Here is a 22,865-nt window from a genome sequence, read left to right as displayed (position 1 = left end):
AATCTATAGCAAATTAATGTAAATTAATCAAGCGATAAGTTAATTATATAGCAGAAATAGCGGAAAAATTTATTCTAGCTGAACCGTCCCTGTTCCCTATTCCCTGGTAAAATATTTCAACATCTCTGAAAATACGTTACCATGACCACTGAAAATACCACGGGTGCTGATGCTATTGATAGGGCGATATCAAGGGGAATTGATTTTGATGGTTCTCCTATTCCCATAGTTAAATTAGACCTATATGAACAAGTTATGGGTTTAGAATCAGGCAGACAACGCAGCGGTGTATCCAATACCATGCGTTCTCGCATTGTTCGGATTGGTGCTAAACATATTCCCCAAGCTGAACTTGATCAAAAACTAGTTGAAGCTGGTTTTGCACCTTTAAAAGAAAAGGAAATTGCTTTTTTCTACGGTGGTAAATAAAAGAAATTCTGTTTTTATTTATTTTGTAGTAAAAATAACTTATTGAGTAGGGTGCGTCAGATAGAGGAAGTCTGTTTTTTGTGAAAATATTGTGTCTGACGCACCCTACAATAGATAAAGTTCACATTGCATATTTGAGAAATCCTGTCAAGGCGTAAATCCTAAACATATAAAATATTGTGTATAGCGGTATATATTTGAACGCAGATAGTAAACCTAAAGATATCTAGAATAAATTTCAGTTCTCATCAAAAATGCTGCTAATTTATAAATAATTGGTTAAGCTACAAAGATTTTTAGATCAAGAAACCAAGTCAACCAGGTATTTATCGTCATATCAACATTCACGTTTCAGGGGTTTTGGTAATGGATATTACGACGCTGCTAATTGTTTGGTTAGTAACGGCTGTTAGTTTGTGGATTATTAGTAAATTACCTTTAGGAGTGGAAATTGATTCTCCTGAAAAGGCAATTTTTTCTGCCGCAGTTTTAGGTATTATTACAGCATTAGTGAAGCCAGTTCTCAAATTTTTGTTTGTGATACCAAATTTAGCCACCTTTGACTTATTATCTGGTATCTTCACTTTCATGATTGCTGTTGCTTGTTTTAGTATTGCGGCTTGGTTAGTAGATGGTTTCCGGTTACGTTTTGGCATTTGGAGTGCAATTTTAGGTGCTTTTGCGCTTACTCTTGTCAATAACATTATCTACAAATTATTAGGTGTTTAATTGTCAACTGGTAATTGGTAATTGGTGATTGGTAATTACTTACTATCACCTATTCGTTATATTATCAATACAAATAATTAAGACATCTAATTTCCAAAAATCAACTGGGGATTAATCTCTGCAAAATCTGTTTCACAACTATCCCAGTCCAATCAATATCCGCTGCTGTTGTCTGTTTTCCTAAAGTTAATCTAATTCCACATAAAGCCGCTTTTTGAGAATATCCCATTGCTAATAAAATGGGACTAGGGTTTAATTTTCCACTATTGCAAGCCGCACCTGCACTAATACCAATTCCGGCTAAATTTAACTGTCTTACTAAGGTTTTACCGCTGATTTTTTCTCCGTCGGCTGCTTCTAAATAAAAGCTGAGATGATGGGGTAAACGATGAATTTTGTCACCTGTGGGTATTAAACCCGGAACATCTGCTAAAATGGCAAAGAGGCGATCGCGCAATAGGATCAATCTCTCGCTTTCCGTCTCTAATTCCTGTGCTGCTAACTCCGCAGCTACTCCAAATCCAGCAATAGCGGGCGTTGCTTGCGTCCCTGAACGCAGTCCGTTCTCCTGTCCACCCCCACCCAGTAGCGGCATTAATTCCACTCCAGGACGCACATATAACGCCCCTGCACCCAAACCGCCATAGATTTTATGACTGGATAGACTCAATAAATCTACAGGTAATGTCTGCACATCTAGCGGTAAACGTCCAGCAACTTGCACTGCATCTGTGTGAAATAAAGCGCCGTGTGTTTTCGTGATTTTTCCCAATTCTACAATTGGTTGAACTGTTCCTATTTCACTTTGTCCATAAATCACAGATACCAACACGGTGTTATCTCGCAAAGCTGCGGTTAAATCTTCGGGGTTAACTCTTCCTTGATGATTTACACCCAAACGGGTAACTTCCCAACCCCAATTTTCTAACATTTTCGCCGGTTCAGAAATGGCGGAATGTTCTACACTGGAAATGATCATATGTTGGGGGGTAGTGTAACACCGCGCCACTCCCATAATTGCTAAATTATCTGCTTCTGTTCCCCCAGACGTGAAAATAATAGATTCGGGAACTGCGTTAATTAATCCTGCTACTTGCATTCTCGCTGTTTCCACAACCAAAGCTGCACGGTTGCCCCATTCATGTAAACTGGAAGGATTACCCCACTGTTGTGTTAGGATTGTTTGGATAATTGCGATCGCTTCTGGACGAGTGGGAGTAGTTGCACTGTAATCTAGATATATTTGCATAAAAATTAATAAATAATAATTACGTATTGCTATTTTTAGGTAAGAGTTTCACGCAAAGGCGCAAAGGCGCAAAGGAAGAAATTAATTCAGGGTGTGATATAAATACATTAAAATCCCTGTAATTTACTTTTATCAGATTACTGTGTTTATTTTCCCACAAATCCGTTATTTTCCTTATATCTTTTTATTGCTATTCACCTTGGGTAGTTGTCAACAGGTTCAATCATCAAACCAGCGTTTAGCACCATTACCCCAAGATCCTTTAATTCAAGTTTACTTTAATAATTCCCAATCTTCAGAATATAAAGAAACCTATCGTCAGCAAACCCGGTTAGGGGATGATTTAGAAAAGCAGATTGTTGACACTATTTCCCAAGCTAAATCTACTGTAGATATAGCTGTACAAGAATTGCGTTTACCAAGAGTTGCCCAAATATTAGCACAAAAACAAAAATCTGGCGTAAAGATTAGGTTAATTTTAGAAAGTAATTATTCTCGTCCGTGGAGTAGTTTCACTTCCGCAGAAATAGCGAAGTTAGGAAAAAGAGAACAAGAACGATATCAAGAATTTCGGAAATTTGTGGATATCAATCAAGATAATCAAATCACACCAGAGGAAATTAGTCAACGGGATGGTTTAGCTATTGTTCAAAATGCCCAGATTCCCTGGATAGATGATACCGCTGATGGTTCAAAGGGTAGTAGTTTAATGCACCATAAATTTGTGATTGTTGATGATCGTTTTGTGATTATTACTTCTGCCAATTTTACCTTTAGTGATACGTCAGGTGATATTAGTAATCTTAGTAGTTTAGGGAATACCAATAATTTATTAAAAATTGATAGTTCTGAATTAGCAACCCTACTCACAGAAGAGTTTAATATTATCTGGGGTGACGGAGTAGGAGGAAAACCAGATAGTAAATTTGGAGTTACAAAACCTGTTCGTAACCCACAAACAATTGCATTAGGGAATAGCAAAATTACAATTCATTTTTCTCCAACATCTCCTACTGAACCTTGGAGTAATTCCAGTAATGGGTTAATTGCCAAAACCTTATCTGCAAGTACGAAAACCGTAGATTTAGCATTATTTGTATTTTCAGATCAACAACTTGCCAATATTCTCGAAGAACGTCATCATCAAAATGTGCAAGTTCGGGCTTTAATTGAACCTCAATTTGCTTATCGTCCCTACAGTGAAGCGTTAGATATGATGGGATTTGCTTTAAGTGATAACTGTAAATATGAAGTTGATAACCGTCCTTGGAAAAATCCCATTTCTACCGTTGGAGTCCCAATTTTAGCCAAGGGAGATTTATTACACGATAAATTTGCAGTCATTGATAACCAAACCGTAATTACAGGTTCACATAATTGGTCAGAAGCAGCAAATAATGGCAATGATGAAACATTAATAGTGATTGAAAATCCTACAGTAGCAGCACATTATCAACGGGAATTTAATCGCCTTTATGGTAAAATAAAACCTGGTCTACCAGCAAATATTAAATCTAAAATTGATGCGGAAGTTAAAAAATGTCCCCAAATCAAACAACCATCATCTTTTGTAAATTCGATTAACACTAAAATTAATCTCAATACAGCAAGTCAAGCAGAATTAGAAACTCTTCCTGGTGTGGGTGAAAAGTTAGCCCAAAGGATAATTATAGCCCGTCAACAGCAAAAATTTACTTCTTTACAAGATGTAGATAAAGTACCGGGAATTAGTGCTAAAATCTTGGCAGAATGGGAGGGAATGACCACATTTACCTCAGATTAACGCATATACGGATAATCATGTTACCATTAATGATATAATAGTAGAGAAAGCGAGTTAGTATTTTAGTAAGTGCCTTAAAGTTAAAATATTGCTAGGAGAACTTATGAAATTTTACGATAAATTGAATGGGGCGATCGCTCAAAATCAGAGTTTACTATTTGTAGGACTAGATCCTAATCCAGAAATGCTCCCTGAACGATATTCCCAGAAATCAGATCCCAGAAGTATGATTGATAGTCTGTGGAATTGGTTAGAATTTACTATTTCCCAAACCAGTGATTTAGTATGTGCCTATAAACCAACTCTGGGATTTTACGCAGCTTTAGGTATTCCGGGATGGGAATTACTACAACGAACTTTAAAAGCTATTCCTGCCCACATTCCGATTATATTAGATGCTAAACATAGCGATCTTAATACTAGTACAATTTTTGCTAAAACTGTTTTTGAAGAATGGCAGATTGATGCGATTACATTGAGTCCTTACGCAGGACAAGATCACGTAGCACCCTTTTTAGTTTATCCCGATAAAGCCGTTTTTATTTTGTGTACAACTTCTAATCCAGGTGCGGCAATTTTACAGCAATATCCTACAGCGGAATCCCCTTTTTATTTACAAGTAGTTAAAGAAGCAAAAAATTGGGGAACACCTGAACAACTAGGTTTAGAAGTAGGAACTATTCAGCCAGATATTTTAGCAAAAATTCGCAAAGAAGCACCAGAAAGAGTAATTTTAGCCCGCAGTATTTGGTCTGAAGGTGGTAATCTTAAAAACTTGCTATCAGCGGGATTAAATTATAATGGTGATGGGTTACTTCTTCCCGTTTCTCAAGATATGTTAGGAAGTGAAAATCTATCTACACAACTGCAATCTTTAAGGGCGGAAATTAATCATCTCAGAACTGAAATTTCCCAAGAAAACTCCACTTGTTCCGTCTGGTTTTCCGATGTTTGTTTGTTAAATAAACACCCGCTTTTAGATTTAATTCTACAACTTTATGACATTGGTTGTATCATGTTTGGTGAATTTGTCCAAGCTTCTGGAGCTACGTTTCCCTATTATATAGACCTCCGTAAAATCATTTCCAATCCCCAAATATTTCATCAGATAGTAATTGCTTATGCAGAGATTCTTAAAGACCTAACTTATGATAGAATAGCCGGTATTCCTTATGGTTCTTTACCTACTGCTACTGGATTATCATTACATCTAAATTCCCCGATGATTTTTCCTCGCAAAGAAGTAAAAGCACACGGAACCCGCAAGGTAATAGAAGGTAATTTTAATCCTGGAGAAGTTGTTGTCGTTGTTGACGATATTCTAATCAGTGGTAAAAGCGTAATGGAAGGAGCAGAAAAGTTAAAATATGCAGGATTAAATGTCAATGATATTGTAGTATTTATGGACCATGAACAAGGTGTAAAAGACAGATTGCGAGAAAATGGTTATCAAGCACACGCAGTTTTAACAATCTCTGAAATCACAGAAACTTTATATGCAGCAGGACGTATTAGTGAGGAACAATTTAAAACCTTAGAGACTTCCAAATAAAAAAATGTCCCAAAACTGATGCAGAAATTCTCTCTCTGTGTACTCTGTGCCTCTGTGGTTCGTTTCTTAGGATAATTTATTTCTTGGAAGTCTCTTATCTGAAATAAATTAGACATTTATTCTCAAGATAGTGATACAAAACTAATTCAATAATTAGGATTTTGTAGTAAACTGTTTATTAGTTTGACTAGGGATTTGATTTATGATTCCCACTATTGCAACTATTCCCCTTTTTCAACTTGCTTCTGGTGAGTTTCTTTCTCTCCAGGTATATAAATTTATTGGTGCTAAATCTGGTAAAAAAGTATATATCCAATCTAACTTACACGGTGCGGAAATTGTTGGCAATGCTGTCATTTACCAATTAATTGATTTTCTCACAACATTAAATAATACTCAGATAATAGGAGAAGTTTGGCTTGTACCTGTTTGTAATCCCTTAGCTGTTAACCAGCGAACTCATAATTTTTCTACGGGTAGATTCAATATTTATGATAGTCAAAATTGGAATAGAATTTTTTGGGATTATGAAAAACAACATGATGACATAGAAGAATTTGCCCGTTCTCAAATTGGTTTAGATATAGGTACAATTAAATATAACTTTTCCCAAAAAATTAAATCTAGTTTCGATAGTCTTTTAGATAAAATCAATGCCCCTAGTAGTGTACAACTAACTGATAAATATCGCTATAAACTGCAATCTCTTTCTTTCGATGCAGATTACGTCATTGATTTACATAGTCACACTGGAGAAGGAATAGAATACCTTTATTATTTCCGAAATCGAGAAGAAAGTGCCAATTTATTTCTCCTCAATTATGCCATTTTATTTGATGAATATGATGGTGATGCTTTTGATGAATCATTCATAAAACCCTGGTTAGCTTTAGAGAATGCTTTATTAAAATTAACCGGACAAAAAATGATATTTGATAAAGAAGCATGGACTTTAGAATTAGGAACAGGAATGCAAATGAATCCAGATTCAGTAACTAAAGGAGTGCGGGGAATTAAAAACTATTTAACTCAAAAAGGTATTTTAGCAATACAGGAATTTACCCAATCAAAAACTATATCTCATCAAACCAACTTTCGTTCACTTAGTCAACTCAAAAAATATTGGAGTCCCGTAGGAGGAATGATTTTATCTAAAGCTGAATTAGGTACTTCAGTAAATCAGGGAGATTTGCTATATCAAGTTCTGACATTCAATAAAATTGGTGAATTACCCATAACTATTCATGTTCATGCAGAGAAAACAGGCTTGGTTTATGATACATCAATAAATAACTCTGTTAACGAAGGAGAATTTGTATTAGCGACTATGCAGTTTGTCATGGAAAACATTTAACACAGAATTATTCAATCTATTAATTCATCTGCGTTTATTTGCGTTTATCTGCGTTCAAATCTTGATTCTTATACTCAAAACGCCTGTAAACTGGACTTTTTTATCATACAAAGAACAAGTTCAAAGCCTCTCCCCGCACCTCTCCCTAAGAGGATGTTTTAAAAGTGGTATTCCGTAATTTTCATCACATTGCTACCCCCTTTCCCCTTGTAAAGGGGGGAAACAATAAAAATCCAGTTCCCTCCCCTTTACAAGGGGAGGGTTAGGGAGGGGTAAAAAATATTTGATACATCAACCATAACTTTTCAAACACCCTCTAACCCTCTCCTAAGAGGAGAGGGAAAAGGAATAACATTTAATACTGGAGAGGTTTACCAGAGGGGTTTCATATTTGGTTAAACTATGAATCGTTTTCAGTATAAATAAAATTACCATTTGTCTTGATTTGCATGAAGATAGATATCAGGATTGTCGGTTAATGGCAAGAAACCGTAATAAAACATTACACTAAAATAAATATCTGACTGGGATTTAGCACCTAAAAAAATTATGACTCAAGCAACTACAAAAATTTGTATACTAGGCGGTGGCTTTGGTGGACTCTACACCGCGCTTCGTTTAAGCCAATTACCCTGGGAATCTACACCCAAACCTGAGATTATTTTAGTAGATCAGAGCGATCGCTTTGTCTTTTCTCCCCTGCTTTACGAACTCCTCACCAGAGAACTCCAAACCTGGGAAATCGCCCCACCATACTCAGAACTACTGCAAGGAACAGGAATCCAGTTCCACCAAGCCGCTGTTTCCGCCATAGATATCAACAAACAAACAGTCCAATTAGCAGATAAATCAGAACTAAATTATGACCGCTTAGTCTTAGCCTTAGGTGGCGAAACACCCCTAGATTTAGTTCCTGGTGCTGCCACTCATGCTTACCCTTTCCGTACTATCACAGATGCCTACAAATTGGAAGAACGGTTGCGAACTCTCGAAGCAGCAAAGCCAGAAAAAATCCGTGTTGCCATAGTTGGTGCGGGTTACAGCGGCGTAGAATTAGCTTGTAAACTAGCAGACAGAATCGGCGAAAAAGGACGTTTTCGCCTCATTGAACTCAGCGACCAAATTTTACGCACTTCCCCAGAATTTAACCGTGAAGCCGCGAAAAAAGCCTTAGATAGTAAAGGCGTATTTATTGACCTAGAAACCAAAGTAGCAGCAATTAATCAAGATAGCATCTCCCTAGAGTATAAAAATCAAGTAGACACCATACCCGTAGATTTAGTCATTTGGACAGTGGGAACAAAAGTTTCTCCAATTGTCACAGCCTTACCCCTCAAGCACAATCAGCGCGGACAAATCACCACCACAGCCCAACTACAAGCCATAGAACATCCCGAAATCTTTGCTTTAGGAGACTTAGCCGACTGTCTCGACGCAGAAGGAAAACAAGTCCCCGCCACCGCCCAAGTCGCCTTTCAACAAGCCGATTATACCGCTTGGAATATCTGGGCTACCATCACCAATCGTCCCCTCCTCCCCTTCCGCTATCAACCATTAGGAGAAATGATGGCTTTAGGAATAGATAACGCCACCCTCACCGGGTTAGGTGTGCAATTAGATGGTTCTGTTGCCTACTTAGCCCGTCGGCTGGCTTATCTATATCGTTTACCCACGTTAAATCATCAATTGAAAGTCGGGTTTAATTGGTTAGTTAGCCCCATCATAGAAGCCATTTCCAAGTAATTAAATTAAAGATCCCCGACTTCTCAAAGAAGTCGGGGATCTGAAATGGTAAACTAGACAAATTCAGATATTATGGCTATGTATTTAGCGACTGCTGCGGACTAAAGAATTAATTCTTATGAAAAAGCCTAAAGTTATTTTTGTAGATGCTGTTGGTACATTGTTTGGGATTAAAGGTAGTGTTGGGGAAATTTACCGACAAATCGCCCAAGAATTTGGTGTAGAAGTTTCCGCCCAAATTTTAGATCAAAACTTTGTCAAAAGCTTCAAAGCCTCACCACCACCGATATTTCTTGATGCAGATATCAGAGATATTCCCCAGCGTGAATACGATTGGTGGCGGATAATTGCCTTAAATACCTTTGAAGGTGCCGGTGTTCTCCAAGAATTTACCGATTTTACCGCTTTTTTTACCGAACTTTATATCCACTTTGGAACTCCTGAACCTTGGTATGTTTATCCTGATGTAACTTTGGCGTTAATGAACTGGCGACGCTTAGGAGTTGAATTAGGAGTATTATCTAATTTTGATTCTCGTTTATATTTAGTATTGCAAGGTTTAAGACTCAGAGAATACTTTTCCTCTATCACCATTTCCACTCAAGTTCGTGCCGCTAAACCAGATCCAGAAATATTTAAAATTGCTTTAAACAAGCATAAATGTTCACCAGAAGAAGCATGGCACATTGGTGACAGCATAACAGATGATTATTATGGGGCTAAATCGGCAGGAATCAGAGGCGTTTGGATTAACCGTAATCCCACCGTCTAATACCGTAATTATACGGTGAATATAGGTTTGTGGTGTAAATTTTTCTTGCAAAAATTTTATATATAGCTATATTTACAAGTGATTACTGTTAACCTATAAATTATATTTTTAACTAGTTTGAGTAGTATGAAAAAATCTCTATCAAATATTTGGTATCAATTTCGTCAAGCTTTCTCAGTGACAGCGGAAAGTATCAATACAACCACCGCAACAGGTGAAGTAGTTTTAGAAGTAGCAACAGCCATTCAATCACAAGGTGCTAATTTAGAAATTTTGCAACTGTTACTGCAAAATTCATCTTCTTTATTAGATGTATTGTGTTCACCATTAACCCCAATAATAACTGGAGAATTATCATTTTTATCTCTGGGAGTAGCTGTTCTCAAATCTTATCGTGATCTTTCTCAAGAAACGCCTACTTTAGCAGATTACATATCTATTATTAGTCAAGTTGCCTATTTAGAAAGCATCCGGGATATTTTATCTTTATACCCTTCTTTAAACTATGATCACCCCAATAAAAATGAAGAATTAGGAAAAATATTAGCAACTATCAATAATATTGAATTAGATGAAAAAACTGCTATCCAGACCATTGAATGTTTTCATAAATCTGAATTAGCAGTAGCATTTAATCAATTATTATCCACAAGGTTGATATCTGACTATTTGGGTAAATATCCAGCCAGACTTTTAGCAAAACGAATTGCGGTCAATACCAACTCACATATTATCAAGTTTTTGATAGATCTAGAGGATGATATCATCCCAAATTGTCGAGATACATGGACAGCAGAATGCCAGAATATTCAAAACATTCAGGAATATCTGAAACATCACATTGATACTCAAGCATTAGATCAGGTATTTGATCAAACCTGCTCATTGAAGAATATTTATATTCCTCTTAAAGCTCAATCTGTAAATCAATATGGGCAAATAAATATTAATGCTGAATCTTGTGATTTAGAAGCATGGGTAAAGAAAAATATCTTGACTGAAAACAACTTAGAAAAATTTATATTTATCCAAGGAAAAAGAGGCAGAGGTAAAAGTGTTTTCTGCAAAATATTCGCAAATTGGATCAGACAACATTTACATCCTTACTGGACACCAATTTTAATTAATGTCAAAGATATCAAAGTTTTATCATCTCAGTTAGCAGAAACATTAACTGCAAATTTAGATATTAGCTTGATTCGTGGTGATCATAATTGGTTAAGAAATAAAAATCATCGTTTTGTTTTTATCTTTGATGGTTGGGACGAATTACCAACTGCGTCTAGAAATAATCAAAATCTGGAAAAATTTATTCGGCAAGTTAGCGAATTTCAGCAACAATGTGAAAATGATGAAAGCATGGGACATAAGGTATTAATTACCAGCAATGTGATTCCTTTATCAATTATCTCTAATTTACCCACAAATTTAGAAAGAGTAGAAATTCTTCCCTTAGATCAACAACAACAACAACAATGGTTAGGAAAATGGCAATCTCTACCAAATAATCACGGCAAAAATACAGATTTACAGCAGTTTCTAGTGAATCAAAAATGTCCTGCAATTATTCAAAAATTAATTTGTGAACCATTGTTACTATACTTTTTGGCGGGAATGTATCGAGATGATCAACTGGTAATTGATAATTTAGCAGCGGATAATACTCGAACTGCTACGGCTTTAATTTATCAAGCAGTTATAAATTGGTTGATTTCTAAATCAGGTGATACTTTCCATGATCAATTACCAAATTTAAAAGATATTCTCACAGAAGCTGCTGTTGCTGTCACCCAGTCAGGTGAAGAATTTTCTGCAATATCAATGCTAAAATCTCGGCTGGGAGATGATGCAAAATCCATCACTGATGAAATTATCAAAACACCCTTAGCAGATTTTTATGTTTATCCTGATCATGAGTCAGACAATCAGGTAAAGTTTAGCCATCAAAGTTTTCGTGAATTTCTCTTTGCTGACAGGTTGAAATTAAGCCTAACTGCCTGGACACAGTATTATAATACGGAATCTGCGAAAGAATTAATTACTAATGAAGCAGAGATGAATTGGCAAATTTATGATTTGCTGGGTTTTGGCATTCTTACCCAAGAAATAGTTGAATATTTAATGGGTTTAATGATTGCTATTCCCAATTTTCGTTGGGTACAACTATATAGACGGTTGGATGATTTTTATGTTAGTTGGTGTCAAGGTAAATTTATTGATACGGCTGAAGAAACCTTACCCCAGACTAAGCTGCGAGAATTGCAAAATGCTGGTGTTTATCAATTAGGTCAGCGTCAAGTAGATGTTTATGCTGGGTTAAATGTGATGATTTTACTTTTAGCTATACAGCGTTATGCTCAAGAAGATGAGTTACTCAAAGAGCATATAATTTTTTATCCCTCTGGTCAACCGGAAGAGAATAATTTCACCTATCAATTACAAAATATTATTTATTACAGTAGTTGTTTACAGGGTGAAAATTTCCGCAGTTTAGTTGGTCAATTTTTGGGTGGCGCTCATCTTCGTAGTGCCAGTTTGTTACAAATAAATCTTAGTTACGCGGATTTAACAGAAGCAGACCTCAGCCGCGCTAGTCTTTATGGGGCAAACTTTAGCTATGCTAACCTTAACCGTGCTTATTTCATTGGTTCAGATTTAAGAGATGTAGATTTTTCTGGTGCAAATTTAGCAGAAACTTACTTGAGTGGTGCTAATCTGAGTCGTGCTAACTTATGCGGTGCAAATCTTCAAGATGTGGATTTGAGTCGCGCTAATCTGAGTGGTGCAGACTTACGCGGTGCAAACTTTGATGGTGCAAATTTTATGGGTGCTATATTTAGCGATAATACCTTTGGCGCTATTCGTTGGGATGAAAAAACTAATTGGCAAAATGTGGAAGGTTTAGAAATGGCGAAAAATGTCCCCTTGACTTTAAAGAAACGATTTTTGAGAGACTTTTAATTTCTGGGGGGAGAAATTGTCCGGGGAAACCCCGCCCCTACTTTTTGTTTAAAATGGAATGATATGAGGATATATTTAGATATCTATAATTGTCTCAATCTACCGTTTGTTCTTGAATCTATGAAGTCTTATTTAGCCGCCGCTATTCAAATGACCAGTGTGCCTGATTTACAAAAAAATTTGGCACAAGCAGAAGAATTAATTGATTTGGCTGTGCGTCAAGGTGCAGAGTTGGTGGGTTTACCAGAAAATTTCTCTTTTATGGGGGAAGAAAAGGATAAACTAGCTCAAGGAAATGCGATCGCTCAAGCAACGGAAACATTTCTCCAAAAAATGGCACAACGCTTTCAAGTTACCATTCTCGGCGGCGGCTTCCCTATCCCTGTAGATAGTAGCAGTAAAGTTTATAATACAGCATTACTGATAAATGCCAACGGTCAAGAACTCGCCCGTTACCAAAAAGTCCATTTATTTGATGTCAATGTCCCTGATGGTAATACCTATCAAGAATCCCGCACCGTCATGGCTGGACTTGAATTACCTCCCGTTTACGCTTCCCCGGAGTTAGGGAAAATTGGCCTTTCCATTTGCTATGATGTTCGCTTTCCCGAACTGTACCGACATCTATCCAATCAAGGCGCAGATATTCTATTTGTTCCCGCAGCCTTTACGGCTTTTACTGGTAAAGACCATTGGCAAGTATTACTCCAATCTAGGGCGATAGAAAATACCTGTTACGTTATTGCTCCCGCCCAAACTGGTACTAATTATGACCGTCGCCAAACTCATGGACACGCCATGATTATTGACCCTTGGGGTGTCATTTTAGCAGACGCTGGGGAAAAACCAGGAGTGGCGATCGCCGAAATCAAACCCACCCGACTAGAACAAGTTCGTCGCCAAATGCCATCCCTACAGCATCGCGTATTTTAACCACTCAAACCCCGGCAGATCCCCGACTTCTTCAAGAAGTCGGGGATCTATTTGGATCTATTTCCTAAGTCAGCAAAAAATTTTTTTCCTAAACACTTGACATTATCTGAAGAGAACTGCTATATTCTCTATAGTGAATTCGTTGGGGCGTAGCCAAGTGGTAAGGCAGTGGGTTTTGGTCCCGCCATCCCTAGGTTCGAATCCTAGCGCCCCAGTTATAGAAAAAGCAAGTTTTAACAGCTTGCTTTTTTTTATAGTTAAACCAGTTGGAACATGGACTTTTGTAAAATCACAAAAAACCTTGATTCGTAGGGGTAAAGCAAGAGCTTCATTGGTGTCAACTTAACGTAAAACCTCTATCCCGCAAAGAACTCAAGTCATCTCATTCCCAGTCTCTGACTGGCTTGGGATAATTTATTTCTTGGAAGTCTCTAATATTAGAGGCAGAGCCTCATCAACTGCATTCCTAGTCAGAGACTAGGAACGAGATGACGAGATGTGGTAGGGATTTGAGATTAAGTTGACACCAATGAAGCCTAGTGGTCTGTCAAGCTTAAAATTGTCTGTATCCAATTTTGGGAATCTTTGATTTAGGAACCGATTAAACACAAAAACAAAATTGACAGACCACTAGTACACTGTGGCGTAAGTGAATGAACCATTTTCAATATCTCTATTGTAATCAATCAAATTTTCGGAGCTTTTAATGGTTATGTTATTTACGCCAACCTGTACTAGTACAAAACGGCTTCAGAGGGAACAGGGAACACTTCGACAAGCTCAGTGCATCGCAGGGAACAGGGAACAGAAAAATCAATTGTGTAATTAATTCTGTCCCATTACTTACAAGATAAATATTTCCACAATATTTGCAGAAAATTTATGTTCCTCACACTGATTAGACATATACCTGTTTGAATGTATTAGCCAAGAACTACTTGCTGAATACTTTCTGTTAAGTATATCTGTAATCATAGGAAGAATAAGTATTGATTATTAACCAGAAAACATTGAGTATCAAATATCTCTAAAAGTTTTCTAATTATCATCTTCTTCCAGATATATTGTTGCAATATGAGAGGAATATGATTGTGGCTACAAATGCGATAACATTGAGAAAATTACTTACTAGCTCTACACATAGGGTAATTGATATCAAAAAAATAGTTCCAATTGCACTTTATCATCGGTGGTTAATATTAGGGATTTCCTGTGCAGTCATGTCAGTAACAAGTCTGATAGCTGTCACTACTAAACCAACTTATCAAAGCTATATGCAAATATTGGTAAGTTATAATTCAGATAAATCTTTACCAAATAGCAAAATCGAAAAGATAACAGAAGACTTACGTAAACCGCAGCTATCATCCATTGACTACAGTAGTCAAGTTAAATTAATGCTGAGTAGTAAATTACTACAGAAAACTGTAAATTTACTTCATGCTGATTACCCACAAATGACCATAGAAGATATTTATAATAACAGCAAAATTGATGAAGTTTCATCTTTAGGACTAACTCAGTTACCAGTAGATACAGGAGTTAATCAAAATTTTACCCAAGTATTTTTACTCTCTTTTACAGACAAAGATCCTCTCAGGACAAAAAGAGTATTACAAGCTTTAGAGAAAGTATATCAGGACTATAATACCGATCAAAAAAATCAGCGGATTAATCAAGCATTAGCTTTTGTTAATAACCATATACCGCAACTGCAAAAAGATGTATTAAAAGCCGAGAAAAAATTAGAAAAATTTCGTCAACAAAATAGTTTAATTGATCCAGTTTTACAAAGTCAAATTTTATTACAGTCTTTAGCAGATATTCAAAAACAGCGGCAAACAACTCGCGCTCAACTGCAAGATGTCCAAATTAGACATAACAGCCTAGAACAAGCAATTGAGTCTTCCAATCAAAATAACATAAATATGAATGATTCCCCGGAATCTAGCCAAAGTCAAGCCTTAATTAGTGAATTTAAGCAAACAGAACAAGCCTTAACGCAAGCTCGTTTTCTTTATACAGAAAAACATCCTATCATCCAACAACTGAAGCAGAAACAGCAAATTATCAGTACACTATTACAACAACAAGGACAAAATAAAACTATTACTATCAATAGTAAATCAAAATTATCAAAACAAATCATCCCAAAGGTAGAAAATGATTTAACTCAATTAAAAATGAACGCATTAGGACTAATTGCTCATGATCGTGATTTAGCAGCATCCGAACAAGAAATTCGTTCTTTGCTGAATACATATCCAAGTTTAATTACAGAATACAAGAGGTTAGTTGCCAATATAGAAATTTATCGCAAAACACTGCAACAATTGACGCAAGCGCAAAATTCATTAGGTATCAAAATTGCTCAAGAAGGTTTTAATTGGCAAATTTTAGAAGAACCCGCTTTAGGAATACATATAGGTAATTTACGCTGGTTACTAATTTTCGGAGGAATATTAATGGGTCCAATATTGGGTTTAGCAGCAGCCTTAATTTGGGAAAAATTTAATAATGCAATTTTCTATACTCAGGATTTACAAAATTTGACCAATATTCAGTTATTGGGGTCAGTACCAAGATTAGGAAAACGTCAAAATAGTTGGACAAACCAACTCAAATCTATAGTTAGAGATAAATCTAAAAATGTAGATATTTCTCATCCAGGAATTATCAAAAATTTGCCGAATCATAAAACATTGGATATTATTTACCAGAATATTCAGATGTTAAATAATTCTCTACCTTTAAAATCATTGATGTTAACTTCTGCACTACCAGGAGAAGGAAAAACAACTTTGGCTTTAGGGTTAGGATCTAGTGCGGCTCGAATGCACCAAAGAGTATTAATAATTGATGCTAATTTGCGTTCTCCCAGTTTACATAAAACTCTAGGGCTGACCAATGATTGGGGTTTATCCTTATTACTGGTTGATGATATCAATACATCATTTAATACTTACATTCAGCCTATCCACCCAGCTATTGATGTTTTAACTGCTGGTCCCATCCCAGAGGATGCGGTGAATCTACTGAGTTCCGAGCGAATGCAAGAATTAATGGATTTATTTGAACTAAACTATGATTTAGTCTTAATAGATGCACCCTCTGTTTTAGATACAGTTGATGGCAGAATTGTGGCTTCTTTATGTAATGGGATTGTTATGGTAGGACGGATTGGTAAAGTTACTCCCCATAAATTGATGGAAGCTACAGAAATTTTAAGCAAGTTAAATTTAATTGGCATTGTTGGTAATGAAGTTTATGATTCTCCCCAAATATTGACACCTTGAAAAGAGGAGTCAGGAGTTTAGAAGAAGAAAGAAGAAAGAAAATTACCCAGTTTCCAGTTCTCAATCTGTCTGTTTAGAGAATTGCTGAACTAGAATAGTAGACGCTTGTGATCAAACAATTAGCATGAAATTCCAACTTTTATTAGGCAATTTGTTTTCTGAGATTAAAGGTAGACATTGGTGGATAGGTATCCTGATCTGGTTTGTATTACTTGCTCCTGCACAAGCATCTGTAATTCTGCGTGTGGCAATTGAAAGAGAAGTCAAACAGGTAAAAGTCGGTGCTTCCACAACCGCTATTGTGAAAGATAGTAGTGGTAAGACTCTTGGAGAACTACCGGGAATGAGTGCCTTTGCGGCTCAAGCAGTTCCTGGAGGAGTAGCTTTAGATAGATGGCAATCCGGGTTATTTTGGATAGAACCCACCAAGAAGGGATATGTTTATATTGGCGATCGCTGGTTTCGTGGTAGAACCCTAGTAGTCCCCACAGCCAATGGTTTAACCGCTGTGAACTGGGTAGATTTAGAAGAATATCTCTACAGCGTCATTGGTGGAGAAATGGACACTAGCTGGCCACAGGAAGCCCTGAAAGCTCAAGCCATAGCAGCCCGTACCTATGCCCTCTATGAACGTGAAAGACAACGGAGAAATCCCCTTTACGACTTAGGAGATAGTCCAGACCGTTGGCAAATTTACAAAGGTGTCAGTAGTGAATCCCCCAAAACCTACAGCGCAGCAGACACCACCGCCGGCAAAGTCCTCACCTACAACAACCAAATCATTCTTTCCGTCTTTCACGCTTGTTCCGGTGGACACACGGAAAACGTCGAAGATGTTTGGACTAGCAAAGAACCTTACCTGCGGGCTGTTCCCGACTTTGATCAAAATATCAAAGAATGTAACTGGGTAAAAACCTTTACCCCCGGAGAAATTAGCACCAGAATTTCCGGTGTCGGTAATGTCAAAGACATGATCATCGAAACTCTCTCACCATTTAAAAGTGTCAAATCCCTAAAAATTATTGGTGATAAAGGGACTAAAATTCTCCAAGGTGAAGAAGTGAGAACCGCACTCAGAATTAAAAGTACCCGTTTTATTGTTAATAAAGACGTAAATGGCGGTTTTGTTCTCCAAGGACTAGGTTTTGGACACGGTTTAGGAATGAGCCAGTGGGGAGCTTACGAACTAGCAAAACGTGGTGCAAACCACCTGCAAATTTTAGGATACTACTACAAAGGTGTAGCCCTGACACCCATTCAAGCAAAGTAGGGGGAGTAGGGGGAGTAGGGGGAGTAGGGGGGAGTAGGGGGGAGTAGGGGGGAGTAGGGGGGGGAGTAGGGGGAGTAGGGGGGAGAAAGAATTTTCCCAATGACAACTGACAACTGACAACTGACTAATCACCTATTTGCTTATTCTGAAATTCCTGTTCGAGTAAATCTGTATCTGTGGAATAAACAGAATCTTCTTTACCAATAACTTTTTCTGTGGCAAATTCACGAGCAAAAGCGATCTTTTTCTGCAAAGAAGCATCTGCACCTGCTAATAATCTAGCTCGTTCTTGACGTTGAAGATTGCGAGTAGAAACCTGATCATTGCGTCGTTTAATCCAAAAATACCGGATTAAAGGAATAGCTAAAAAACCAATACCATAAGCTAATAGAAGTCCATAAATTCCTTGCACAAAAGCGACTAATCCCCCAATTTGAGTCGCAATTGTGCCATTTCTTAATAAATTGCCCAAAATTAAAGCTCCAACAAAATTCACTCCTCCTAAACCAGTGCTGAGGAGAATTTGCCCAGAACTAGCCGCACTAAACTTCCAGGAAAATTCATGGAGATATTCAGATATTGAACGCCGTTGCTTTTTACTAGCTCTTACTTGTAACTCTGGGAAATAATAGACTATTTGCCCGTCAGAACTTACCTGGGGCATTCCATTAAATCTTACCAGCACAGGCAACATATAATCCTCATATTCTTGTTGATATTTTTCGCCAATATCATCTAAATAAGGAGCAATTTGTTCTGCAACTACAGCACCTTGATTATTACTAATCACAGCCCCAATTTCTTCCCAACGGCGTTCTTCCAAAGTAGCATTAGGATCACCATCACCAAACAAGAATGAAAACACAGCCTCAAAAAAATTCATTTCACTACCTTCGCCCCGTTCCCTCCGTCTTTCTTGACGGGTATCACCATAATTTGGGCTAAAATACCAGAATAAATCCGGAAAAAAGAAGAAATTATTGCTTCTAGAACTACTGCGGTTGTCATTATCTCGATCTGAACTAGCAGTCATAATAATGATGATAGTCACAGTAATCAGCAAGATAGAAGCAACTAAAAGGATGCCAAAGGAAATCCGAATCAGATAAAATAGGACAGACCAAACTTTTTTCCACCATTCTTGCAATCGGATTTGCAAGTATTTATTGCGGATAATATCCCGAAAATTTTTGGGAAATTGGTAAACAACATCACCTGATTCTGCAACCTGTAAATGTCCCCCAGCGTCAGCAGCAAGGGCTAATAAACTTTGATTTACTTCAGCTATATTTAATCCTATCTGGGTGGCTACATCACCAACTGTGACTCGGTAGCCTAGTTGTTCCACAGAACGCATAATAGCGGGATTGGGAGTCATAAATCTTCCCTTTTGTTATATTTTGGTTTACCTTTATTCAGTATAATTGAAGCTAAATTTCTTTTCTTTGCGGTTCTTAATTGCCATCATACTTTTCACAAATTAGCTAGGATTTATATATACACCTATGGTTCAGTACAGTCTCGCTCAAAGCCCGGAACTTATCCTGATTGTTCCTGGTAAAGATTCCGCTAAAGCCCGTGATAAAGCCATGGATCAGTTAATGGAACTCATGGAGGCTGGTGAATTACCAACGGAACTAGAAGAGGGATTTGGTCCGCAACAATTAATTGAGGTGAAAGAACCAACTACAGATGCTTCTAGCCGTGAAGACGAAATTACCCAAGCAGTGCAAATTCTCAGTAATTTAGCTTCCCTGAAGTTAAAAGTCCAAGAATCACGCACTGAAGCCTTAGAAATTCGTCAAGCCATTGATGTCCTGTTTTCCGATAAATCTGTCACCGAGGAAGAAATTACCCATCTCAAAGAAGGTTTTAAAGTTCTCAAAAATTTTGCTCAAGCTAATTTGCGTTACCAGGAAGCGAGGGGAAAAGCAGAACAAGCTAGACAAGTTTTAGATCAAGCTCTCAAATCACCGGAGTAATATTAGATTGGATATCTCCAGAAAATAATGTAGAGACGTTCCATGGAACGTCTCTACAAGGGTTTTAGGATACGCATATTTAAATTCGGTCGATGTCTATTAAATTTGTTCTCTTTCTGTGGGACTATCTCTTCTTGAGGATTGAGATTTAATCATGTTCAGATAAGATATTTGCATGACCAAAGACTTCTATAGTAACACACTATATAGTAAAAGGCAAATGTCAGTAACCCAGCCCTAAAGGGACTGGGCTTGTAAGAGAAATCAAGCAAGCCGTACTGACCAGACCACCCTGAGCCACTTGCCCTGACTTGTGCCGAGCGAAGTCGAGGTAGCGAAGTCGAAGGGAGTCGAAGGGTAGCCGTTATTTGAGTCACGACACCTCGGAATGCGTAGCTAGTTCCCCGCTCTGTCGCTGTAAGTTAAACAGTTCTAAGGTCACTGGAACAGTGCTTTCAGCCTAACAAGCTCTTATAACAGGTCGTTCGCGCAGCGTGCCGGAGGCATCTAGCTAACATTACCCCGCAAGGGAGTTGGTTTCCAGGTTCCAATCAAAAATCTGGTTTCAATTTTAATATCCACAGCGGTTAAAACCGCTCGTGTCGCGGCTGGTGAGCTGCGTCGAACCATCCCTCTCAGCCCTAAAGGGACTGAGTTTCCCACTTACCGCGAGATCTTATGATTAATCTAATTTGGACGGCTGCTGTTGTACTCTTTGTCCTCTGGCTGTTAGGATTCTCAGTTCATGTCGGAGGTAGCTTAATTCATCTGCTTTTAGTTTTAGCTCTAATTGGAATAGTTTACAATTTACTAATTGGTCGCCGCATAGTCTAATTTTTGAGGATGCAAGGCTGTATCTGAGGTTTGAATACAAGCACTGAAGTTATAGCCATATTAATAAAAATCTCAAACTTATGAATAGAAATCCTCATGAACGAAGCAATTCTGCGCGAAGGCAAGAACTTCGCAGTGAAGAAGAAACTTTCCGATTGCAACAGGAGGAGGGACGACTTGAATCTAGCAAACGCAGATCTATATTTGCCTGGATTATCAATAGCATTTACCTTCTAGTGGGAATGCTGGAAATCCTGCTGATGTTACGCTTCTTTCTACGTTTTTCCGGGGCAAATACGCAAAATACTTTTGCCCAGTTTATTTACAATCTTTCTGATCCCTTCATTGCGCCATTTTCCACCTTGTTAATTAGTCCTGTTGCTGGAGGTGGAGCAAATGTTTTTGATATCAATGTCCTAATTGCAATTATCGTGTATGCTCTCTTAGGCTGGCTCGCTCTATGGCTGGTCAAATTTCTCTATGGTCGGTAGAGAAAAGTTGAAAAATGAGAGGCTTTAATTTCATTACTATTGTTAAGCCCTAAGAGTGTCAAGAGTCCTAGAGGAATTTGCCACACCAATGGATGGGTGTGATATTATAGGAAACTGCTACACAAATTTAAAAACAATCACAATTTAACCGATCATGGCTCTGACGCAACAGCGCAAACAAGAACTCATTTCTGGATATCAAGTTCATGAAACCGACACTGGTTCGGCTGATGTCCAAATTGCAATGCTAACTGACCGCATTAACCGCCTCAGTCAACATTTGCAAGCTAATAAAAAAGACCATTCCTCCCGTAGAGGACTATTGAAGATGATTGGCCAAAGAAAGCGTCTTCTAGCTTATATCCAAGCAGGTAGTCAAGAAAAATATAAAGCCTTAATTACTCGTCTTGGTATTCGCGGTTAGGAACTAATTCTTATGGCTGCTGAAGAATCGGAACGTAGTCCATTGCCTTTCGAGCCAAACAAAAAGCGTCCAAAACCTGCTAAGACTAAAACTCCGCCCGTCCTCAAGACCGAAGAGACTCAGGAAAAACCGCAACAGCAACGCCGTTATTCTAAACAAGAAATGGCGATTCCTGAAGTAGTTAGCCAGCGGATGATTCGCAGAGTAGCTGGTTTTTGCGGTGTCCCCACAGCTTTAGGGATTTCTAGTTTGATAGTTAGCTATTTGCTAGTTACCTTGGCTGATATCCAACTTCCTCCTATCGCCGTTTTGTTGGTAAATATGGGATTATTTGGTTTAGGGGTGTTAGGAATTACCTATGGTGTTCTTTCCGCTTCTTGGGATGAAGAAAAACCGGGAACTTTCCTGGGTTTGGATGAATTTAGCACTAACTGGGGAAGGATGACCGAAGTTTGGCGTGAGACCCAGAAAAAGAACGTCTAACAAGCAGCGTCCAGGTAATAACTGTATATGGGGTAAGTTGGAAAGACTATATTTTTCTGGTTTATACCCAATATTCAGCAAAAAATACCTGGCGCTACATTTGTATTTATATGTTTAACTCCAGATATTTTTGATCTATTGGAATTGTTCAACAATCAGCACAGGAATTGATTCATGAACAAATTTGTAATAGTTCTGCTACGTTTGCACCGTTTGTTTGAGTTAAATCACCGACTCGTTGACTGGCGTTGTCCTTCAATTCGTTGCCAACGTTGATGATGCCTATTTGTGAGCCTGAAAGGTTGGTTGTGTTGTTTCTTCCAAGTCATCTTCTTCTGGTGCTTCAAACATATACTCAAAAAGTCCATGTAGTATAGGGTTTTGCCTGAAATAGATGCCAGAGATTGTGGATGAATTTTTACCTCCTCAAAAGGTACAGAATCAACACCCTAGTGGTCTGTCAATTTTGATTTTGTGCGTTACCGATTTCCGCAATTATTGTGGAACAGTCAATACAGAATAATGCTACTCACAATTTTAAGCTTGACAGACCACTAGTACAAAACGGCGTAAATAAACC

At 37.7% G+C, this 22,865-nt stretch carries 18 protein-coding genes and 1 tRNA gene; 17 read left to right on the top strand and 2 right to left on the bottom strand.

The genetic code is table 11. The features are described 5' to 3' along the window. The first annotated feature begins 141 nt into the window (after positions 1-141). Complete coding sequence (locus tag FJR37_RS17345) at positions 142-429, top strand: DUF4090 family protein (RefSeq protein ID WP_039200652.1); 288 nt, start codon at positions 142-144, stop codon at positions 427-429. Positions 430-795: 366 nt separating this feature from the next. Further along, positions 796-1,158 carry a phage holin family protein gene (locus tag FJR37_RS17340; protein ID WP_027404063.1) on the top strand — a complete coding sequence of 121 codons (363 nt, stop codon included), beginning with the start codon at positions 796-798 and terminating at the stop codon, positions 1,156-1,158. A 100-nt stretch (positions 1,159-1,258) separates the two neighbouring features. Here the strand turns inward: FJR37_RS17340 and FJR37_RS17335 are convergent, their stop codons facing one another. Continuing rightward, entirely contained in the window at positions 1,259-2,407 is a 1,149-nt protein-coding gene (locus FJR37_RS17335) for a cysteine desulfurase family protein (RefSeq protein ID WP_168466640.1), read from the bottom strand. A 142-nt stretch (positions 2,408-2,549) separates the two neighbouring features. On the opposite strand from FJR37_RS17335, the gene FJR37_RS17330 reads away from it, so the two are divergent. From FJR37_RS17330 to FJR37_RS17285, 10 genes are all read left to right on the top strand, one after another. Then, positions 2,550-4,190, top strand: a complete 1,641-nt coding sequence (locus FJR37_RS17330) for a DUF655 domain-containing protein (RefSeq protein ID WP_168466639.1) — start codon at positions 2,550-2,552, stop codon at positions 4,188-4,190. A 103-nt stretch (positions 4,191-4,293) separates the two neighbouring features. Next, positions 4,294-5,742: a bifunctional orotidine-5'-phosphate decarboxylase/orotate phosphoribosyltransferase gene (locus FJR37_RS17325; protein WP_168466638.1), complete on the top strand. Its 1,449-nt coding sequence runs from the start codon at positions 4,294-4,296 to the stop codon at positions 5,740-5,742. Positions 5,743-5,944: 202 nt separating this feature from the next. Continuing rightward, the gene (locus FJR37_RS17320) at positions 5,945-7,096 is read left to right on the top strand and encodes a succinylglutamate desuccinylase/aspartoacylase family protein (RefSeq protein WP_168466637.1); all 1,152 of its coding nucleotides are present in this window, start codon (positions 5,945-5,947) and stop codon (positions 7,094-7,096) included. Positions 7,097-7,645: 549 nt separating this feature from the next. Then, a complete protein-coding gene (locus tag FJR37_RS17315; protein WP_168466636.1) occupies positions 7,646-8,839 on the top strand; it encodes an NAD(P)/FAD-dependent oxidoreductase in 1,194 nt (397 codons plus the stop codon). 118 nt (positions 8,840-8,957) lie between these two features. After that, complete coding sequence (locus FJR37_RS17310) at positions 8,958-9,611, top strand: HAD family hydrolase (RefSeq protein ID WP_027404057.1); 654 nt, start codon at positions 8,958-8,960, stop codon at positions 9,609-9,611. 126 nt (positions 9,612-9,737) lie between these two features. Continuing rightward, a complete protein-coding gene (locus FJR37_RS17305; RefSeq protein ID WP_168466635.1) occupies positions 9,738-12,572 on the top strand; it encodes a pentapeptide repeat-containing protein in 2,835 nt (944 codons plus the stop codon). A gap of 120 nt (positions 12,573-12,692) precedes the next feature. Beyond that, entirely contained in the window at positions 12,693-13,505 is an 813-nt protein-coding gene (locus FJR37_RS17300) for a carbon-nitrogen hydrolase family protein (protein WP_168466634.1), read from the top strand. 143 nt (positions 13,506-13,648) lie between these two features. Beyond that, positions 13,649-13,720: transfer RNA gene (locus FJR37_RS17295), tRNA-Gln, on the top strand. 876 nt (positions 13,721-14,596) lie between these two features. Then, positions 14,597-16,801 (top strand): polysaccharide biosynthesis tyrosine autokinase, encoded by a 2,205-nt coding sequence (locus FJR37_RS17290; RefSeq protein ID WP_174763445.1) that lies wholly within the window; start codon positions 14,597-14,599, stop codon positions 16,799-16,801. Between the two features lie 124 nt (positions 16,802-16,925). Beyond that, a complete protein-coding gene (locus FJR37_RS17285; RefSeq protein WP_053539930.1) occupies positions 16,926-18,071 on the top strand; it encodes a SpoIID/LytB domain-containing protein in 1,146 nt (381 codons plus the stop codon). A gap of 124 nt (positions 18,072-18,195) precedes the next feature. On the opposite strand, the gene FJR37_RS17280 is transcribed toward FJR37_RS17285, so the two are convergent. After that, positions 18,196-19,449 carry a hypothetical protein gene (locus tag FJR37_RS17280; RefSeq protein WP_168466633.1) on the bottom strand — a complete coding sequence of 418 codons (1,254 nt, stop codon included), beginning with the start codon at positions 19,447-19,449 and terminating at the stop codon, positions 18,196-18,198. A gap of 127 nt (positions 19,450-19,576) precedes the next feature. Between FJR37_RS17280 and FJR37_RS17275 the strand changes: the two genes are divergently transcribed. The 5 genes from FJR37_RS17275 to FJR37_RS17255 all read left to right on the top strand — a co-directional run bounded on the left by FJR37_RS17275 (position 19,577) and on the right by FJR37_RS17255 (position 22,285). Then, entirely contained in the window at positions 19,577-20,053 is a 477-nt protein-coding gene (locus tag FJR37_RS17275; RefSeq protein WP_039201532.1) for a hypothetical protein, read from the top strand. 678 nt (positions 20,054-20,731) lie between these two features. Then, a complete protein-coding gene (locus tag FJR37_RS17270) occupies positions 20,732-20,887 on the top strand; it encodes a lmo0937 family membrane protein (RefSeq protein WP_148762249.1) in 156 nt (51 codons plus the stop codon). A gap of 80 nt (positions 20,888-20,967) precedes the next feature. Next, positions 20,968-21,378, top strand: coding sequence for a YggT family protein (locus tag FJR37_RS17265; protein WP_053539917.1), 411 nt, complete (start codon positions 20,968-20,970; stop codon positions 21,376-21,378). Positions 21,379-21,532: 154 nt separating this feature from the next. Continuing rightward, positions 21,533-21,802: a 30S ribosomal protein S15 gene (gene rpsO / locus FJR37_RS17260; RefSeq protein WP_027404050.1), complete on the top strand. Its 270-nt coding sequence runs from the start codon at positions 21,533-21,535 to the stop codon at positions 21,800-21,802. Positions 21,803-21,814: 12 nt separating this feature from the next. Continuing rightward, on the top strand, positions 21,815-22,285 hold the full coding sequence (locus tag FJR37_RS17255; RefSeq protein WP_168466632.1) for a PAM68 family protein: 471 nt from the start codon (positions 21,815-21,817) through the stop codon (positions 22,283-22,285). The last annotated feature ends 580 nt before the right edge of the window (positions 22,286-22,865 follow it).

This window comes from Aphanizomenon sp. UHCC 0183, assembly GCF_009712065.1.
GTDB classification, from domain to species: domain Bacteria; phylum Cyanobacteriota; class Cyanobacteriia; order Cyanobacteriales; family Nostocaceae; genus Dolichospermum; species Dolichospermum heterosporum.
This window is presented reverse-complemented; position numbering and strand designations above follow the sequence as displayed.

Coding starts and splice junctions, on each gene's coding strand:
- FJR37_RS17255 (WP_168466632.1), top strand. CDS start 21,815: ATGGCTGCTGAAGAATCGGAACGTAGTCCATTGCCTTTCGAGCCAAAC.
- FJR37_RS17345 (WP_039200652.1), top strand. CDS start 142: ATGACCACTGAAAATACCACGGGTGCTGATGCTATTGATAGGGCGATA.
- FJR37_RS17340 (WP_027404063.1), top strand. CDS start 796: ATGGATATTACGACGCTGCTAATTGTTTGGTTAGTAACGGCTGTTAGT.
- FJR37_RS17320 (WP_168466637.1), top strand. CDS start 5,945: ATGATTCCCACTATTGCAACTATTCCCCTTTTTCAACTTGCTTCTGGT.
- FJR37_RS17315 (WP_168466636.1), top strand. CDS start 7,646: ATGACTCAAGCAACTACAAAAATTTGTATACTAGGCGGTGGCTTTGGT.
- FJR37_RS17270 (WP_148762249.1), top strand. CDS start 20,732: ATGATTAATCTAATTTGGACGGCTGCTGTTGTACTCTTTGTCCTCTGG.
- rpsO (WP_027404050.1), top strand. CDS start 21,533: ATGGCTCTGACGCAACAGCGCAAACAAGAACTCATTTCTGGATATCAA.
- FJR37_RS17275 (WP_039201532.1), top strand. CDS start 19,577: ATGGTTCAGTACAGTCTCGCTCAAAGCCCGGAACTTATCCTGATTGTT.
- FJR37_RS17335 (WP_168466640.1), bottom strand. CDS start 2,407: ATGCAAATATATCTAGATTACAGTGCAACTACTCCCACTCGTCCAGAA.
- FJR37_RS17280 (WP_168466633.1), bottom strand. CDS start 19,449: ATGACTCCCAATCCCGCTATTATGCGTTCTGTGGAACAACTAGGCTAC.
- FJR37_RS17305 (WP_168466635.1), top strand. CDS start 9,738: ATGAAAAAATCTCTATCAAATATTTGGTATCAATTTCGTCAAGCTTTC.
- FJR37_RS17325 (WP_168466638.1), top strand. CDS start 4,294: ATGAAATTTTACGATAAATTGAATGGGGCGATCGCTCAAAATCAGAGT.
- FJR37_RS17265 (WP_053539917.1), top strand. CDS start 20,968: ATGAATAGAAATCCTCATGAACGAAGCAATTCTGCGCGAAGGCAAGAA.
- FJR37_RS17285 (WP_053539930.1), top strand. CDS start 16,926: ATGAAATTCCAACTTTTATTAGGCAATTTGTTTTCTGAGATTAAAGGT.
- FJR37_RS17300 (WP_168466634.1), top strand. CDS start 12,693: ATGAAGTCTTATTTAGCCGCCGCTATTCAAATGACCAGTGTGCCTGAT.
- FJR37_RS17310 (WP_027404057.1), top strand. CDS start 8,958: ATGAAAAAGCCTAAAGTTATTTTTGTAGATGCTGTTGGTACATTGTTT.